Origin of the sequence: Streptomyces sp. 1114.5 (assembly GCF_003635085.1) — a bacterium.
GTDB lineage: Bacteria > Actinomycetota > Actinomycetes > Streptomycetales > Streptomycetaceae > Kitasatospora.
In genome coordinates this window covers 2478364-2494221 of sequence record NZ_RBXE01000001.1, presented here as the reverse complement: position 1 = coordinate 2494221, position 15858 = coordinate 2478364, and the positions used below count along the sequence as shown (strand labels likewise).

Annotated in this window: 13 protein-coding genes and 2 tRNA genes; 10 read left to right on the top strand and 5 right to left on the bottom strand. The window is 74.5% G+C overall.

Annotated elements, in window-relative coordinates; all coding sequences use genetic code 11:
* Positions 1–24: 24 nt before the first annotated feature.
* The 3 genes from BX285_RS11025 to BX285_RS11015 are packed head-to-tail and all read left to right on the top strand — an operon-like array spanning position 25 to position 4252.
* Positions 25–1242 carry a hypothetical protein gene (locus BX285_RS11025; RefSeq protein ID WP_121175025.1) on the top strand — a complete coding sequence of 406 codons (1218 nt, stop codon included), beginning with the start codon at positions 25–27 and terminating at the stop codon, positions 1240–1242.
* Positions 1239–2885 (top strand): hypothetical protein, encoded by a 1647-nt coding sequence (locus tag BX285_RS11020; RefSeq protein ID WP_259470497.1) that lies wholly within the window; start codon positions 1239–1241, stop codon positions 2883–2885. Before BX285_RS11025 ends, BX285_RS11020 begins: the two co-directional genes overlap by 4 nt.
* Positions 2885–4252 (top strand): AAA family ATPase, encoded by a 1368-nt coding sequence (locus BX285_RS11015; RefSeq protein ID WP_097237815.1) that lies wholly within the window; start codon positions 2885–2887, stop codon positions 4250–4252. The genes BX285_RS11020 and BX285_RS11015 overlap by 1 nt, the downstream gene beginning before the upstream one ends.
* 3 nt (positions 4253–4255) lie before the next feature.
* Here the strand turns inward: BX285_RS11015 and BX285_RS37230 are convergent, their stop codons facing one another.
* A complete protein-coding gene (locus tag BX285_RS37230) occupies positions 4256–4552 on the bottom strand; it encodes a hypothetical protein (RefSeq protein WP_097237814.1) in 297 nt (98 codons plus the stop codon).
* Between the two features lie 234 nt (positions 4553–4786).
* Between BX285_RS37230 and BX285_RS11005 the strand changes: the two genes are divergently transcribed.
* The 3 genes from BX285_RS11005 (at position 4787) to BX285_RS10995 (ending at position 5971) form a co-directional block, all read left to right on the top strand.
* Complete coding sequence (locus BX285_RS11005) at positions 4787–5143, top strand: hypothetical protein (RefSeq protein WP_097237813.1); 357 nt, start codon at positions 4787–4789, stop codon at positions 5141–5143.
* A gap of 128 nt (positions 5144–5271) precedes the next feature.
* Positions 5272–5829, top strand: a complete 558-nt coding sequence (locus BX285_RS11000) for a bifunctional DNA primase/polymerase (RefSeq protein ID WP_097237812.1) — start codon at positions 5272–5274, stop codon at positions 5827–5829.
* 68 nt (positions 5830–5897) lie between these two features.
* Positions 5898–5971, top strand: a tRNA-Lys gene (locus tag BX285_RS10995).
* 166 nt (positions 5972–6137) lie between these two features.
* Here BX285_RS10995 and pgi read toward each other — a convergent pair.
* Together pgi and BX285_RS10985 are read right to left on the bottom strand one after the other, a co-directional pair.
* Positions 6138–7799 carry a glucose-6-phosphate isomerase gene (gene pgi / locus BX285_RS10990; RefSeq protein ID WP_121175023.1) on the bottom strand — a complete coding sequence of 554 codons (1662 nt, stop codon included), beginning with the start codon at positions 7797–7799 and terminating at the stop codon, positions 6138–6140.
* A 195-nt stretch (positions 7800–7994) separates the two neighbouring features.
* Entirely contained in the window at positions 7995–9578 is a 1584-nt protein-coding gene (locus tag BX285_RS10985) for a Na+/H+ antiporter (RefSeq protein WP_183107048.1), read from the bottom strand.
* Between the two features lie 202 nt (positions 9579–9780).
* Between BX285_RS10985 and BX285_RS10980 the strand changes: the two genes are divergently transcribed.
* The 4 genes from BX285_RS10980 (at position 9781) to BX285_RS10965 (ending at position 12640) form a co-directional block, all read left to right on the top strand.
* Positions 9781–10689, top strand: a complete 909-nt coding sequence (locus tag BX285_RS10980; protein ID WP_121175022.1) for an NADP-dependent oxidoreductase — start codon at positions 9781–9783, stop codon at positions 10687–10689.
* 100 nt (positions 10690–10789) lie between these two features.
* A tRNA-Lys gene (locus tag BX285_RS10975) sits at positions 10790–10863 on the top strand.
* 152 nt (positions 10864–11015) lie between these two features.
* A complete protein-coding gene (locus BX285_RS10970) occupies positions 11016–12005 on the top strand; it encodes a GlxA family transcriptional regulator (RefSeq protein WP_121175021.1) in 990 nt (329 codons plus the stop codon).
* On the top strand, positions 12005–12640 hold the full coding sequence (locus BX285_RS10965; RefSeq protein WP_121175020.1) for a DJ-1/PfpI family protein: 636 nt from the start codon (positions 12005–12007) through the stop codon (positions 12638–12640). Before BX285_RS10970 ends, BX285_RS10965 begins: the two co-directional genes overlap by 1 nt.
* A gap of 51 nt (positions 12641–12691) precedes the next feature.
* Here BX285_RS10965 and BX285_RS10960 read toward each other — a convergent pair whose 3' ends face one another.
* Entirely contained in the window at positions 12692–13882 is a 1191-nt protein-coding gene (locus tag BX285_RS10960; RefSeq protein ID WP_259470496.1) for an MFS transporter, read from the bottom strand.
* Between the two features lie 128 nt (positions 13883–14010).
* Positions 14011–15666, bottom strand: a complete 1656-nt coding sequence (locus BX285_RS10955; protein ID WP_121175018.1) for a chitinase — start codon at positions 15664–15666, stop codon at positions 14011–14013.
* Positions 15667–15858: the final 192 nt, after the last annotated feature.

Sequence of the window (15858 nt, the reverse complement as noted above, 5' to 3'; positions counted from 1 at the left end):
CCGGATGCGACACTGAGACGCACCATGAACGTCTCGACGAACGTCCCGCTCGGCGGGCACGCTGAGCCGATCGCCCAGCGGCTCGCCGAGCTGCGCGGACCGGCCCCGCAGCGCAGTCTGAACGCCCGCTCCCTCGCCGCGCTCGCCGCCAATCCGGGCTGCCACCGCCGCGCCGTGCTCGACGCGGCCGGAGTGGACAAGTCGGTGCTGGCCGCCCGGCTGGGCCGCCCCGCCCCCTTCGGCCAGTCCCCGTTCGCGATCGCCCGCGGCGTGATCTTCGAGTCCCGGCTGAAGGCGGACGACTACGCCCCGCTGCTCGAACCGCTCCGCCGCCACCTCGGCCTGCCCGCGGACGGCCACAACCCGCTGCTGGTGCCGGACCTGCTGCAGCGCTCCGGCCCGGCCGTCCGCGCCGACCGGACGGCCGAGGCGCTGGCCCGGGCCGCCGCCGACCCGCAGGCCTGGACGCTGCTGGACCACCCGTTGCTGCGCCTGGAGGTGGCCGGCAGCACCGCCTACCTGGAGCCGGACGCGCTGGTGGTGCACGGCGGGCGGTGCACGGTCGTCGAGATCAAGTCCTTCCCGGTGCTGGACGGCAGTGCGGACCCGGCCAAGGTCGGCGCTGCCGCCCGGCAGGCCGCCGTGTACGTGCTGGCGCTCCAGCGGGCCGCCGCCGCGGCGGCCGGGCAGCCGCTCGCGGACGACCCGTACACCGAGCAGCTGCTGCCGGGCAGCCCCCGGACGAGCGTGCTGCTGGTCTGCCCGAAGGACTTCGGCAACCGGCCGACGGCGGTCGCCGTCGACGTCCGCCGCGAGCTGGCCACCACCCGCCGCCAGCTGAGCCGGATGACCGGCATCGGCCGGCTGCTGGCGGAGCTGCCGCCGGGCGCGGACTTCGACCTGGCGGCCGAGGAGGACGGCGCCCCGGCGCGCAGCGCCGAACAGCTGGCGGCCTCGGTCGAGGCGGTGCCCGCCGCCTACAGCCCGGACTGCCTCTCCACCTGCGAGCTCGGCTTCCACTGCCGCGCCCGGGCCCGCTGCGACGACCGGGTCGAGCAGCTGGGCCGGGGCGTGCGCGGCGAGCTGGGCAGCATCCGGACGGTGGCCGAGGCGCTGGCCGCCGCCTCCGGCACCGTCGACCCGAGCAGGACGGACGACGCCGAGGACGCGGCGCAGCGCCTGGCCTACGCGGCGGCCCTGCGCGCGCAGGCGCTGGGGCGGGCGGCGGGGGCGACCGCATGAGCCTGCTCGCCACCCTGGCCCGGCTGGAAGCCGTCCGCAGCGGCCGGGCCGAGCCGCTGGCCACCGTCCGGCACCGGCACCTGTCCGACCGTCCGATGGTGCTGGTCCCGCTGACCGCGGCCGGCGAGTCCGGCGCGCCGCTGGCGGTGATGCTGGGCACCGACCGGGACGCGCCCCGGCTGCACCTGGTGCCGCAGCCGCTCAACCGCACCCTGCGGTTCGACTTCCTCGCCGAGCTGGCCGCCGACCTGCTGCCCTACCTGGAGTCCTTCGCCGACGAGGTCGAGCAGATCGAGGGCTCCGAGAAGGACCCGGAGACCGGCGAGAAGACCCAGGTGTTCCGCGAGCTGTGCGCGGACGCCCCGCAGCTGATCGTGCCCAACGGCGCGGGCGTGCACCACCTGGCCCTGATCGGCCGCTCGACCCGCTTCCGCCGCACCGTCGAGGACGCGGAGCCGGGCCCCTACCCGGCGCCGGTCCGGGTGCCGCTGCTCGGCCGCTGGCTGACCCACCTCACCGACCGCGCCCAGGTGCCCGGCTCCAGTCTGCTGCTGCCGATGACCGGCCTGCTGGCCCGGCACTGGGCCACCGGCCAGAGCCACCTGGAGGACCAGCACCTGGCCGCCCTGCTGGCCTGGCACCGGCCGCCGCCCGGCCTGACCGGCGCGGAGGCGGCCGAGCTGGCCGAGTCGGCCCGGGACGAGCACGGGCAGCTGCTGCACCCGCCGGCCGGCCCGGCCACCGACCCGCGCTTCGACGAGTCGGTGCTCGCCCCGGCGATCACCCGCTACGACGCCGCCGTGGGCGCCCTGCAGCACAGCACCGAACAGCGCGACGAGGCCGCCGCCGAGCGCGCCCGGGCGGCCGTGCGGGCGGCGGTCGAGCAGTTGGAGGCGGTGCTGACGGCCGTGCTGCTGCCGACCTGGCGGGACGTCTGGCAGGGCCTGGACCTGCTGCGCGCCCTGCCGCCGGCCGGCCATCTGGAGGAGCGCTGGACCGGCGACCGCTGGTCCTACACCGGCCACCGGGACCGCCTGGCGGCTGGCGAGCCGCCGCAGCCGAGGCAGGACGACGCCGTCACCGCCGCCCGCAAGCTCGCCCAGCGCGAGCGCGAGCAGGCCCGGCTGGACGTCCAGGAGGCGCTGGACGACCCGCTGGCGATGGCCGAACACCGGCTGGCCGGCGAGGCGTTCAGCGGCGTGGTGACCGAGGTGGTGCCGGACTGGGACACCACCGGCCGCTCTCCCAAGCCCCGGCCGTTGGTCACCGTGCGCACCGCTGACCGCCCGCACGCGGACCTCGGCAGGGAGGTGCACCGGGTGCACGGGCCGTCCGCGCAGAAGGCCGAGGTCGTCGCGGTCGACACCGTCGAGGGCGTCGTCACGCTGCGGGTGCTGTCCGGCATGGGCCGCAGGAAGGAGCCAGAGCCGGGCAGCCTGCCGGAGCCCGGCGAGCCGGTGACCTTCACCCTGTTCGAGTTGACGGTCCGCCAGTCCGCGCCGCTGCCCGAGCCGGACGACACCCCGTGGACCCACGGCGGCCCGCCCGGCACCGCACCCGCACCCGCACCCGCACTCGCACCCGCCCGCGGCACCGCCGGCGCCGGCGCCGAAGACCCGTTCGCCTCCGAGGAGTGGGAGTGATGGCCGAGCCGTCGTCCGCCCTGCCCGAGTCCCCCGGTGCCTCCGCCGACGCCGCCGTGGCCCGCATCCTGGCGGCGACCGTCCGCCCGCCGGCCGGCGCCCCGCGCGGCGTGGTGGTGGACTCGCCGCCCGGCGCCGGGAAGTCGACGCTGGTGGTGCGGGCCGCCCGCGAGCTGGTCGAGGCCGGCGAGCGGCTGATGATCGTCGCCCAGACCAACAGCCAGGTGGACGACCTGGTCGGCCGACTGGCCGAGAAGGCACCGGAGTTGACGATCGGCCGGCTGCACGCCGCGGACACCCGGCCCGGTCCTGAGGTGCTGCGGCACGCCAACGTCACGCCCTCCGACAAGGTCGCCGACCTGGTCGAGCACGACGTGGTGATCTCCACCTCGGCCAAGTGGCAGTGGGTACGGGCCGAGGCGCCGTGGCGGCACGCGATCGTCGACGAGGCGTACCAGATGCGCTCGGACGCCCTGCTCGCGGTGGCCCGGCTGTTCGAGCGGGCGCTGTTCGTCGGCGACCCGGGCCAGCTGGACCCGTTCACCGTGGTCGGCACCGAGCAGTGGGCCGGCCTGTCGTACGACCCGTCCGGCAGCGCCGTGGTCACCCTGCTGGCGCACAACCCGCAGATCGAGCCGCACCGGCTGCCGGTCTCCTGGCGGCTGCCCGCCAGCGCGGCGCCGCTGATCTCGCGGGCGTTCTACCCGTACACCCCGTTCCGGTCCGGCACCGGCCCGGGGGACCGCCGGCTGACCGCTGCCGTCCGCCCCGACGGCTCGGCCCTGGACGCGGTGATCGACCGGGCCGCCGAGCACGGCTGGGCGCTGCTGGAGCTGCCCGCCCGGCACACCGTACGGACCGACCCGCAGGCCGTGGCGGCCGTCGCGGCCACCGTCCGCCGGCTGCTGGAGCGCGGGCTGACGGCCCACTCCGAACAGGGCGAGGCGCCGCTCACCGCGGACCGGATCGCCGTCGGCACCGCCCACCGCGACCAGGCGGCGGCGGTGCGCGCGGCGCTGCTCAAGGCCGGTGTCCCGGTGGACGGCGCGGCCGGGCCGGCCGTCACGGTGGACACCGCCAACCGGCTGCAGGGTCGCGAGTACGACGTCACCGTGGTGCTGCACCCGCTCTCCGGCCGCCCCGATGCGACCGCCTTCCACCTGGAGACCGGCCGGCTCTGCGTGCTCGCCTCCCGGCACCGGCACGCCTGCATCGTGGTGGCCCGGGCCGGGATCGCCGAGCTGCTGGACGAGCACCCCTCCACCGAGCCGGTGCAGTTGGGCGTCCCGGTGGCCTTCCCGGACGGCTGGGAGGCCAACCACCAGGTCCTGCACCACCTGAGCGGCCACCGGGTGCACCTGCGGTAGCCGTCAGTCCTCGGTCTCGCAGACGGCGAAGGCCACCACGGACCCGCGCTCCGCCTGCGCGCTCCACCCGGTCGCGTCGGCCGTCGGCGCATTGACGCGGACCGGGCCGTCCGCGTCGGGGCGGAGCCGGTAGCCGCCGCCGGTCAGGTGGGTGCCGGGCGGGCAGGTCGCTGTCGAGACGCCGCCCGGGGCGCTCGGCGGGCCGGAGACCACCTTCGCGGTCTCGGCGGCGAAGGCCGTCGGGGCCAGGGCGAGCGAGAGGGGCAGGGCGAGGGCCGCGACGGCTGCTCGGAGGCGCATGGGGACTCCCGGGTCCTCTGGGGTGGCTGGATACACCGGGACAACCGGTTCGCATGCGACCAGGTCACCCAGCGCCCGTTGCGCACCCCCGGCGCGCGCCGGGGAATAGCGCCCGCACGCGCACCGTTCCGTTACCGGCCGTCGCCGCGAGACAATGGACGACGGCCACAACCCGGGCGGCGCAGCCCGGCGCAGCTCCGCCCCCGCCCACCGAGACCCCGGAGGTGTCCGTCCATGCCCGACTCCCCTGCAGAGTCGACCGAGCCGACCAGGCGTCGGCGCCCGGCGCAGCTGCTGTTCGAGCCGCAGTCCGCCGAACCGGAGCCGGAACGATTCTTCGACCTGGAGTCGATCACCGACCCGGCGGAGCTGCTGCGCCGCTCCACCGAGCTGGCCCTGGCCTTCCGGGCGGCCGCCGAGCGGGCCACGGACTTCCAGGCGGTCGCCGCGGCACAGCTCGCCGACCCGCGCCGCTTCGACGCGCTGTCGGACACCGAGATCGCCCTGCGCGCGGACTGGACCCCGGACTACGCCACCAAGATGGTCGAGTACGGCCGCACCCTGCTCGAACCGCGCCGCCACGAGGACTGACCCACGAGGACCGACCGCCGGTCCCCTGGCATATGCCAGCGGCGGAGGGTACGCGACGGCCCGCCACCCTGTCCGGCGAACGGCGCTTTCCGCCCCACCGGGGGCGCGCACGGCGCAGGCTGCTGCCCGTGGACATCTGGACGCACCAGTCGGTGGAGTACGTCAGCGTGGCCGGGGAGGCCTGGCTCGCCTCCGCGAGCGAGTACCCGCGCAGCATGCGAGCCCTTTGGGAGAGCCGCCCCTGGGCGCCCTCGGTGCTGCCCTGCGGACGGGCCTTCGACGTGATCAGCATGCCGGCGCTGTTCGGCCGCCGGGTGCTGGACGAGCTGTGGGCCTCCGGGCCGGGCTGCGGCCCGGTCGCCACCCACCGGGGACGGACCCTGCTGTTCGTCCAGCCGGGCGCCGCGCCGCGGCTTCGCCGGCTGCTGGCCTGGGAGGAGTGGGCCCGGGACGTGCCGCCGCTGCTGTGCCACGGCAAGGGCGACACGGTGACGGTGCCGCCGCTGCAGCGGATGGTGAACAGCCCGGACTCCCCCGGCCAGGGCGCCGGCCGCTGGATCATCGCCCCGGAGGACCGCGAGCCCTGGCTGCCCGGCGCCTCGGTGGTGCTGTGGGCCTGCGTACGGGCGGTGCGGGAGCCGGGCGCGCCGGTTCCTGCGGGGGCGGCGGCGGTGACCGGCGGGTGAACGGGGGTAGGCCGGTATCCGATTTTGGCCGGGCCGCGCGGCGCTGCTAGAGTCTTCTCTGTCAGCAGGCGCCGCTAGCTCAGTTGGTTAGAGCAGCTGACTCTTAATCAGCGGGTCCGGGGTTCGAGTCCCTGGCGGCGCACAGACAGCCGGAAGGCCCCTTGCGAAAGCGAGGGGCCTTCCGGCGTTTCAGTGATTCGCCCGCTCGCCTCCGGGGCGCTCTGACCCGGCGCCGACGGTCGGGCTCGGGGCGGGAGGGGCGGAGGCCCGGGCCGGCCGCCGGAGCGGGCGGCCCGGCGCCCCGGGCCTCAGCGGCCGCGCAGCGCGCGGTAGCGGGCGACCAGCTCGGCGGTGGAGCTGTCCAGCCGGTCGGCGCCCTCACCGGTCAGCAGCACCGGCTCGATCCGCTTGGCGAGCACCTTGCCCAGCTCGACGCCCCACTGGTCGAAGGAGTCGATGTTCCAGATCGCGCCCTGGACGAACACCTTGTGCTCGTAGAGCGCGACCAGCTGGCCGAGCACCGAGGGGGTCAGCTCGCCGGCCAGGATCGTGGTGGTCGGGTGGTTGCCCTTGAAGGTCTTGTGCGGGACGAGCTCGGCCGGCACGCCCTCGGCCGCGACCTCCTCCGGGGTCTTGCCGAAGGCCAGCGCCTGGGTCTGGGCGAAGAAGTTGGCCAGCAGCAGGTCGTGCTGGGCGACCAGGCCCGGGAGCAGGTCGGCGACCGGCTTCGCGAAGCCGATGAAGTCGGCCGGGATCACCTTGGTGCCCTGGTGCAGCAGCTGGTAGTAGGCGTGCTGGCCGTTGGTGCCGGGGGTGCCCCAGACCACCGGGCCGGTCTGCCAGTCCACCGGGGTGCCGTCGCGGGTCACCGACTTGCCGTTGGACTCCATGTCCAGCTGCTGCAGGTAGGCGGTGAACTTGGACAGGTAGTGCGAGTACGGCAGCACCGCGTGCGCCTGGGCGTCGAAGAACGCGCCGTACCAGACGCCCAGCAGGCCGAGCAGCAGCGGGACGTTCTGCTCCGGCGGTGCGGTGCGGAAGTGCTCGTCGACCAGGTGGAAGCCGTCCAGCATCTCGCGGAAGGCGTCCGGGCCGATCGCGATCATCAGCGAGAGGCCGATCGCCGAGTCGTAGGAGTAGCGGCCGCCGACCCAGTCCCAGAACTCGAACATGTTGGCGGTGTCGATGCCGAAGTCGTGCACGCCCTGGGCGTTGGTGGACAGCGCGACGAAGTGCTTGGCCACCGCCTCAGTGCCGGCGCCGAGGCCGTCGAGCAGCCAGGTGCGGGCGGAGACCGCGTTGGTGATGGTCTCGATGGTGGTGAAGGTCTTCGAGGCCACGATGAACAGCGTCTCGGCCGGGTCGAGGTCGCGGACCGCCTCGTGCAGGTCGGCGCCGTCCACGTTGGAGACGAAGCGGACGTCGAGGTCGCGCTTGGCGTAGGAGCGGAGCACCTCGTAGGCCATCGCGGGGCCGAGGTCGGAGCCGCCGATGCCGATGTTGACGACGGTGCGGATCGACTTGCCGGTGTGGCCCTTCCACTCGCCGCTGCGGACGCGGTCGGCGAAGGCGGCCATCTTGTCGAGGACGGCGTGCACGGCGGGCACCACGTTCTCGCCGTCGACCTCGATCACGGCGTCGCGCGGGGCGCGCAGCGCGGTGTGCAGGACGGCGCGGCGCTCGGTGTTGTTGATCTTCTCGCCGCGGAACATCGCGTCCCGCAGCTCGGCGACGCCGGTGGCGGCGGCGAGTTCGCGCAGCAGCTCCAGCGTCGCGTCGGTGACCAGGTGCTTGGCGTAGTCCACGTGCAGGTCGCCGACCTGCAGGGTGTAGCGGCGGCCGCGCTCGGGGTCGGCGGCGAACAGCTCGCGCAGGTGGGTGTCGCCCAGCTCGGCCCGGTGCTTGGCCAGGGCGGCCCACTGGGGGGTGCGGTCCAGCGGGGTGCGGGCGTCGGCGCGGGTCTCCGACATCGGTGGCTCCTCGATTCGTCTGGGTGCAGAAACCGGCAGGGCCAGGCGGTGAGGCCCGAAGAGTCAGGGCCTCGGTGCGCGAGGTCGTGGCGGTACTGGTGGTGCGCCGACTCCGTTGACGGCCTGCCCGGGTTCAGCCTATGCAACCCGGGAGGCGGTCGCGCACATTCCGGCCCGCGGTGAGCGAACCCCTCGTCACTTCCGTTCCGACCGCAGGTCCAGCCCGCGCAGCACCTGGTCGACCAGCTCCGGATCGGCGCCGAGTTCGCTGCGGGCGGTGAGCATCTCGCGGCGGGAGGCCGCGATCATCTCCTGTTCGACGTCCCGGGCGGCCCGCCACTGGGACAGGCGCAGCTTGGCCTCGGCGGCCTCCTCCTCGGCGTAGTTCTCCGGGCAGAGCCGGGCCAGCCGGTCGTGCTGACGGTCCCGCAGGCGGTCGGCGACCTCGGCCGGCAGCCGGTCCTGCTCCTCCAGCTCGCCGAGCCGCTTGAGCCCGGCCTTGGCGGCCCGCCACCAGAGCTGACGGACGGCCTGCTCGTGCTTGTCCTGGTCGATGTCCAGCTCCAGCCGCTTGGCCAGCCAGGGCAGGGTCAGGCCCTGCACCAGCAGGGTGAAGAGCACCACGCTGAAGGCGATGAAGACCAGTCGGCCGCGCTCGGGGAAGTCCGCGCCGGAGTGCAGGGCGAGCGGGATGGCGAGTGCCAGGGCGACGGTGGCCACGCCCCGCATGCCGGACCACCAGAGGACGACGCTCTCCTTCCAGCTGAACGGGGTGTCCTCCTCGTCGCCGCTGCGCAGCTTCTTCGACAGCCAGCCGGCCGGCAGCAGCCACAGCAGCCGGACCACGACGACCACGGCGATCACCACGGCGGCGTCGCCGATGAAGCCGGTCCAGCCGCGGCCGGCCTCCTTGAGCACGGTGGCCAGCTCCAGGCCGATCAGGCCGAAGGCGACGCCGGTGATCAGGATCTCGACCACCTCCCAGAAGGCGTTGCCCACCAGCCGGTAGGAGACCGCGTCGGCGTCGGAGGCCCGTTCGGCGAGGTAGAGCGCGCAGACCACGACTGCGAGCACGCCGGAGCCGTGGATCTCCTCGGCGAGGGTGTAGGCGGCGAAGGGCACCAGCAGGTTGAGCGCGACCTGCTGGGTCGGGTCGTCCAGGCGTTCGGCGAGCTTGGCGTTGACCCAGCCGAGCACCACGCCGACGACCACCGCCAGCACGGCGGACAGGACGAAGCGCAGCACCGCGTGGCCGACCGAGAAGTCGCCGCTGACCATGGCCTCGATGGCCAGCGAGTAGATGACGATCGCGGTGACGTCGTTGAAGAGCCCCTCGCTCTCCAGGATCGCCACCAGGCGGCGGGGCAGGCCGACGCTGCCGGCCACGGCGACGGCGGCGACCGGGTCGGGCGGGGAGACCAGCGCGCCGACCGCGATGGCGGCGGCGAGCGGCAGGGCGGGGAGCAGCCAGTGCACCGTACTGGCCACCGCGATGGTGGTGACCACGACCAGGGCGACGGCCAGCAGCAGGATCGAGCGGGCGTTGGCCTTGAAGTAGCGCACCGAGGAGCGCCGGGCGACCGCGAAGATCAGCGGCGGCAGGACCAGCGGGAGGATCAGCTCGGGTTCGACGGAGACGTCCGGGATCTGCGGGACGAGCGCCATGACGATGCCGAGCAGGGTCATCAGGACCGGCTGCGGCACGCCCGTCTTGCGCCCGAGCGGCATGGTGACCACGGAGGCGAGCAGCACCAGGAAGAACAGGGGCAGCTGGCCCACGGGGAGGTTCCTCTCGACGGCGGACGGCTGAGCGCCGCCCAGGATAAATCTGACAATGCGCCCATCAGTGAAGACGCGCCGAGCAGGGGGTTGACCTCAAGTGCACTTCAGGTCGGAGGATCGGGGGGTCGGCGAGAACAGTCGAGCAGTCGGCCGGTCGGCCGGTCGAGCGGTCGAGCGGTCAAGAGGGGCGGGAGCAGAGATGAAGGCGGTCACCGTGACGCGGTCCGGCGGTCCGGAGGTCCTGCGGGTCACCGAGGTGCCCGATCCGGAGCCCGGCCCGGGCGAGGTGCGGGTGCGGGTGTACGCCGCCGGGGTGCAGCCGGTGGACCTGGCGATCCGGGAGGGGTTCCGGCCGCCGGGGGTGGTGGTCGAGCCGCCGTTCGTGCTCGGCAACGAGTTCGCCGGGGTGGTGGACCGGCTGGGGCCGGACAGCGGGGGCTGGGCGGTCGGTGACGAGGTGCTGGGCTTCCGGGTGCTGGACGGCCACGCCGAGCTGGTCACCGTCGACGCCGCCCGGCTGGTCGCCAAGCCGGCCGGGATGCCCTGGGAGCTCGCCGGCTCGCTCTCCGCCTCCGGCCAGACCGCACACATGGCGCTCACCCAGCTCGGGGTGGGCCCCGGCGACACCGTGCTGGTGCACGGCGCCACGGGCGGGGTCGGCACGGTGGCCGTCCAGCTCGCCCGGGCCTGGGGCGCCACCGTGATCGGCACCGCGAGCGAGCGCAACCACGACTACCTGCGCGAGCTCGGCGCGATCCCGGTCGCGTACGGGGACGGGCTGGTCGAGCGGGTCCGGGCGCTGGCACCGCAGGGGGTGACCGCGGCCTTCGACGCCGCCGGGCGGGGCGCCCTGGAGGCCTCGGTCGAGCTGGTCGCCGACCGGGGCCGGATCGGCACCGTGGTCGACCACGCGGGCGCCGAGCAGCTGGGCGTACGGGCGCTGCGGGCGCAGCGGACGGCCGAGCGGCTGGCCGAGCTGGTCCGGCTCTGGGAGTCGGGCGGGCTGCGGCTGGAGGTCGCCGAGGCGCTGCCGATCGAGAAGGCCGCCGAGGCCCACCGGCTGGTCGGCACCGGGCACGTCCGGGGCAAGGTGGTGCTGACCATGTGAGCCCCGGGCCGGGAACCGCGATCGGCCCGGAGGAACGGGGGACCTCCGGGCCGATTGTGTGTTTCGGCTGCTGACCAGGTAATGTTCTCCACGTCAGCAGGCGCCGCTAGCTCAGTTGGTTAGAGCAGCTGACTCTTAATCAGCGGGTCCGGGGTTCGAGTCCCTGGCGGCGCACAGACAGCCGGAAGGCCCCTTGCGAAAGCGAGGGGCCTTCCGGCGTTTCCGGCTCTACCGGCTTTTTTCCGGCTGCGCGCCCGAGCGGGCATGGCAGAAAAGGTGGGATGCAGGTCATTGCTGCCACCCCGGCCCGCTGACAGGCTGGCCGCATGAGAGCACGCAGCGTGCTGGTCGTCCTCTACGAGGGCGTGCAGAGCCTGGACGTGACCGGCCCCGTGGAGGTGTTCGCGGGGGCCGGCGCGGCCGCCGGGCAACCGGGTGCGTACCGGGTCGCCACCGCCTCCCTCGGCGGCGGGCCGGTGCGCAGCCACAGCGGGCTGGGGCTGCTGGCGGACGCCGACCTCGCCGAGGCCGGGCCGGTGGACACCCTGGTGGTCCCCGGCGGGCCGGTCGGCGAGCGTCCGGACGCCGCCCTGGTGGCACGGATCCGGGAGCTGGCCGAAGGCGCCGAGCGGGTGGTGTCGGTGTGCACCGGCGCCTTCCTGCTCGCCGAGGCCGGGCTGCTGGCCGGGCGCCGGGCTACCACGCACTGGGCGCACTGCGAGGCGCTGGCCCGGCGGTACCCGGACGTCGAGGTGGACCCCGATCCGATCTACGTCCGGGACGGGCGCCTCGCCACCTCCGCCGGGGTCACCGCCGGGATCGACCTGGCGCTGGCCCTGGTCGAGGAGGACCTGGGCCGGGAGGCCGCCCTGCTGATCGCCCGTCACCTGGTGGTCTTCCTGCGCCGGCCCGGCAACCAGGCCCAGTTCAGCACCCAGCTGGCCGCCCAGGTGGCGGCCCGGGAGCCGCTGCGCGAGGTGCAGCGGTGGATCGCCGAGCATCCGGAGGCCGACCTGTCGGTCGAGGCGCTGGCCCGCCGCTCGGCGCTCTCCCCGCGGCACTTCGCCCGCGCCTTCGCCGCCGAGGTCGGGGTCACCCCCGGCCGGTACGTGGACGGGGTCCGGCTGGAGGCCGCCCGGCGGCGGCTGGAGGAGACCGCCGAGGGCATCGAGGAGATCGCCCGCCACTGCGGCTACGGCACCCCGGAGGCGATGCGGCGCGCCTTCGTCCGGGCCCTGGCCGCCCCGCCCGCCGAGTACCGACGCCGCTTCCGACCGAGTCACGACATCCGACCGAGTCACGACGGAGAACACTGATGCGCATCGCCTTCCTGCTGTACGACGAATTCACCGCCCTGGACGCGGTCGGCCCGTACGAGGTGCTGTCCCGGATCCCCGGCGCCGAGGTGGTGTTCACCGCCGCCCGGCGCGGCCCGGTGCGCACCGACATGAAGAGCCTGGCGCTCACCGCGGACCTCGCGATCGACGAGGTGGACGCGGCGGACGTGCTGCTCGTGCCCGGCGGGCCCGGGACGGAGGCCCAACTGTCCGACCAGGGCCTGCTGGAGTGGGTGCGGGCCGTCGACGCGACCACCACCTGGACCACCTCGGTCTGCTCCGGCTCACTGCTGCTGGGCGCCGCCGGGCTGCTGAAGGGACGCCGGGCCACCTCGCACTGGTACTGCCTGGAGCAGCTGGCCGCGCTCGGGGCCGAGGCGACCGGCACCGAGCGGGTCGTCCTGGACGGGAAGTACGCGACCGCGGCCGGGGTCTCGGCGGGGATCGACCTCGCGCTGTCGCTGACCGGCCGGCTCGCCGGGGACGCGGTCGCGGAGGCGATCCAGCTGGTCATCGAGTACGACCCGCAGCCGCCGTACTCGGCGGGGTCCACCGCGACCGCGTCGCCCGAGCTGATCGCCCGGCTGAAGTCGCACGCGCTGGAGGTGCGCTGACCCCGCAGCGACCGGAACGGCACCTGCGCTGACCCTCGCCGGGCGGGGGCGCTAACGCCGCACCGGCGGGAAGGCGTGACGGCGGGCGCCGATGACCACGGCGAGGGCGGGGAGCAGCAGCGCGAGGACCGTCCAGGGCAGGGCGCCGGTGCCGAGGCCGCTCAGGACGAGGCCGCCGACCACCCCGCCGCCCGCCATCGCGACGTTCCACAGGGTCACCAGCACGGCCTGGGCGGCGTCCGCCTGCTCGCCGCCCGCGTCGCCGAGGGCGGTCTGCAGCAGCGTCGGAGCGCCGCCCCAGCCCAGGCCCCAGAGCGCTGCGGCGGCGTACACCGGCGCCGCGCTGCCGGACCACACCGCGAGGACGACTGCCGTCACCGCGACCAGCAGTGCGCCGCCGATCGTCAACTGCCGCAGCCGGCGGTGGATGTGGGCTCCGGTGAGCCAGATGCTCAGCAGCGAGGCCAGCCCGAAGACCAGCAGCACGGTGCCGGTGGCGGCACCGAGGCCGGCCCCGTCGAGGAAGGGCGCGATGTAGGTGAAGAGGACGGTGTGCGCCAGTACGTAGAGCACCGTCACGCCGAGCACCGGCACCACGCCGGGCACGGTGAGGGCGCGCCGGACCGGGGTGCGTTCCCCGGCCGGCTGCCCGGGCCGACCGGGCAGCAGCGCCGCGATCCAGCCGACCACACCGACCGCCAGTGCCGTCATGGCCAGGAAGGGCACCCACCAGGCGAGCATCCGGCCGAGGAAGGTGCCGATCGGCACTCCGAGTGACAGCGCCACCGGCACTCCCGCCATCACGACGGCCATCGCCCGGCCCTGTTGCTCGACCGGCACCAGCCGGCGGGCGTACCCGGCCAGCAGCGCCCAGGCGAGACCGGCCGCGACGCCCGCGAGGAAGCGGGCGGCCATCGTGAGCGGATAGGCGGTGGAGGCCGCGGTCACCGTGTTGGCCACCGCGAAGCCGGCCATCGCGGTGAGCAGCAGCCGCTTGCGGTTCCAGCCGGCGGTGGCCGCGGTGAGCGGGATCGCGGTGGCGGCGGTCCCCAGCGCGTAGACGGTGACGGTCTGCCCGGCCGCCGACTCGCTCACGCCGAGGGCTTCGCCCATCCCCGGCAGGACGCCGGCGGGCAGGGTCTCGGTGAGCGCGGTGACGAAGACCGCGGTGGCCAGGGCGAGCAGGGCGGGGAGCGGGAAGGGTGTGCGGGACACCGGGGTGGTGAGCTGTGTGGTCGCCATGGGGACCATGGTTGGACCTGACACGGGTGTGAGGTTCAACCATGGTCCCGCGGACGGCCGGTCGGCGTGGACGTCGGCGCCCGTGGACCTCGGGTCGGCGTGGACGGCCGGTCGGCGTGGACGTCGGGTCAGCGGCCGAAGTAGCCGTCGAAGTTCCGGGAGAACTCCCGCCCGCCGAACCGGTCCCAGTTGATCGACCAGGTCATCAGCCCGCGCAGGTTCGGCTGGGCCCCCGAACGCGGCACGTACGTCCCGCAGTTGGCGAGCCTGGTGAGGCAGTCCAGGGCCTTGTCCACCTCGGCCGGGGCGACGTAGCCGTTGCCCGCGTCGGTGGTGGCCGGCATGCCGATGGCGACCTTGGCGGCGGGCAGCGGGGGGAACACGTTGTTCGCGTTGCCCGCCACCGGGAAGCCCTTGAGCAGCAGGTCGGTCATCGCGACGTGGAAGTCGGCGCCGCCCATCGAGTGGTACTGGTTGTCCAGGCCCATGACGGACCCGGAGTTGTAGTCCTGGACGTGCAGCAGGGTGAGGTCGTCACGCAGCGCGTGGATGACCGGCAGGTACGCCCCGGCGCGCGGGTCCTGGCCGCCCCAGGGACCGGATCCGTAGTACTGGTAGCCGAGTTGGACGAAGAAGGTCTCCGGAGCCATGGTCAGCACGAAGCCCGGGCCGTACTTGGCCTTGAGGGTCTTCAGGGCGGAGATCAGGTTGACGATGACCGGGGTGGTCGGGCTCCTGAAGTCGGTGTCGCCGGTGTTCAGGGAGAGCGAGTGGCCCTCGAAGTCGATGTCCAGGCCGTCCAGGCCCCACCGGTCGATGATCGCCGAGACCGAGCTGACGAAGGTGTCCCGGGCGGTGGTGGTGGTCAGCTGGACCTGGCCGTTCTGGCCACCGATCGAGATCAGCACCTTCTTGCCCTGGGCGCGCTTGGCGGCGATGGCGGCCTTGAAGTCGGCTTCGGACTCGACGGTGGGGCAGTCGGTGACGGAGCAGCGGTTGAAGCGGATGTCGCCGGAGGTGGCGGAGGTGGGCTCGCCGAAGGAGAGGTCGATGAAGTCCCAGGAGTTCGGGACGTCGGCCATCCGGGTGTAGCCGGCGCCGTTGGCGAAGCTCGCGTGCAGGTAGCCGACCAGGGCGTGGCTGCCGGCGGGCGGGGTGGTGGGCGTGCCCGTCGGGGTGCCGGTGGGTGTCGCGGTCGGGGAGGCGGTGGCGGTGGGCGTGGCGGTGGGCGTCGGGGTCGGGGTCGGAGTGGGCGTGGGCGTGGGCGTCGGGCTGGGGGCGCCCGGGCCGTCCAACGAGACGTCGTCCGCGTAGTAGGTGCCCTGGCCGTACCAGCCGTGGGTGTACACGGTGGCGCTGGTCTGGGTGGCGCCGGTGGTGAAGCTGAGGCTGAGCTTCTGGTACGAGCCGCCGGTGCCGGGCGTCCAGGTGCTGGGGCCGCCGCCGTCGACGCCCAGGTAGACGTACGAGCCGTTGACGTACGCGCTGAGCGTGTAGGTGGTGCCGGGGGTGACGGTGACGGTCTGGGCGCACTGGGCGGTGTCGCTCGCCGAGGCTGCGGCGGCGAGCGCGCGGCTGCCGCCGTGCACCGGGCCGGTGACGACGGTGCCGGTGTTGCCGGTGCAGCTCCAGGGGCCGAGCGAGCCGGACTCGAAGCCGCCGTTGACCAGGAACTCGCCGGCCGAGGCGGCGGGGGCGAGGCCCAGGGTGACGCCGACCAGCGTGGCGGCGGCGACGGCGGAGGCGGTGCCGGCGGCGAGGCCGGTTCTGAGGTTTCTGCGCATGCGGGGGCTCCTGCGATGGCGCGGTCGTGGGGGACGTCCGAGGGCACGCCGGAGCACGCGCCAGTGGGGGGAACGGCCCGGCCTGGCACCCAAGTTGGACTAGACCACTGAAGTGGATCCGGCCGTCGGGTGTCAATGGTCCAGACCGGTTCCGGAACACACCACGCGGACGGCCCGGGTTGCCGCAGGTGA

Bases quoted from the DNA above. Each gene is read 5' to 3' on its own strand.
- BX285_RS10965 (WP_121175020.1), top strand. From the start codon at position 12,005: ATGCGCATCGCCTTCCTGCTGTACGACGAATTCACCGCCCTGGACGCG.
- BX285_RS11020 (WP_259470497.1), top strand. From the start codon at position 1,239: ATGAGCCTGCTCGCCACCCTGGCCCGGCTGGAAGCCGTCCGCAGCGGC.
- BX285_RS10980 (WP_121175022.1), top strand. From the start codon at position 9,781: ATGAAGGCGGTCACCGTGACGCGGTCCGGCGGTCCGGAGGTCCTGCGG.
- BX285_RS11015 (WP_097237815.1), top strand. From the start codon at position 2,885: ATGGCCGAGCCGTCGTCCGCCCTGCCCGAGTCCCCCGGTGCCTCCGCC.
- BX285_RS37230 (WP_097237814.1), bottom strand. From the start codon at position 4,552: ATGCGCCTCCGAGCAGCCGTCGCGGCCCTCGCCCTGCCCCTCTCGCTC.
- BX285_RS10970 (WP_121175021.1), top strand. From the start codon at position 11,016: ATGAGAGCACGCAGCGTGCTGGTCGTCCTCTACGAGGGCGTGCAGAGC.
- BX285_RS10960 (WP_259470496.1), bottom strand. From the start codon at position 13,882: ATGGCGACCACACAGCTCACCACCCCGGTGTCCCGCACACCCTTCCCG.
- BX285_RS11025 (WP_121175025.1), top strand. From the start codon at position 25: ATGAACGTCTCGACGAACGTCCCGCTCGGCGGGCACGCTGAGCCGATC.
- pgi (WP_121175023.1), bottom strand. From the start codon at position 7,799: ATGTCGGAGACCCGCGCCGACGCCCGCACCCCGCTGGACCGCACCCCC.
- BX285_RS11005 (WP_097237813.1), top strand. From the start codon at position 4,787: ATGCCCGACTCCCCTGCAGAGTCGACCGAGCCGACCAGGCGTCGGCGC.
- BX285_RS10955 (WP_121175018.1), bottom strand. From the start codon at position 15,666: ATGCGCAGAAACCTCAGAACCGGCCTCGCCGCCGGCACCGCCTCCGCC.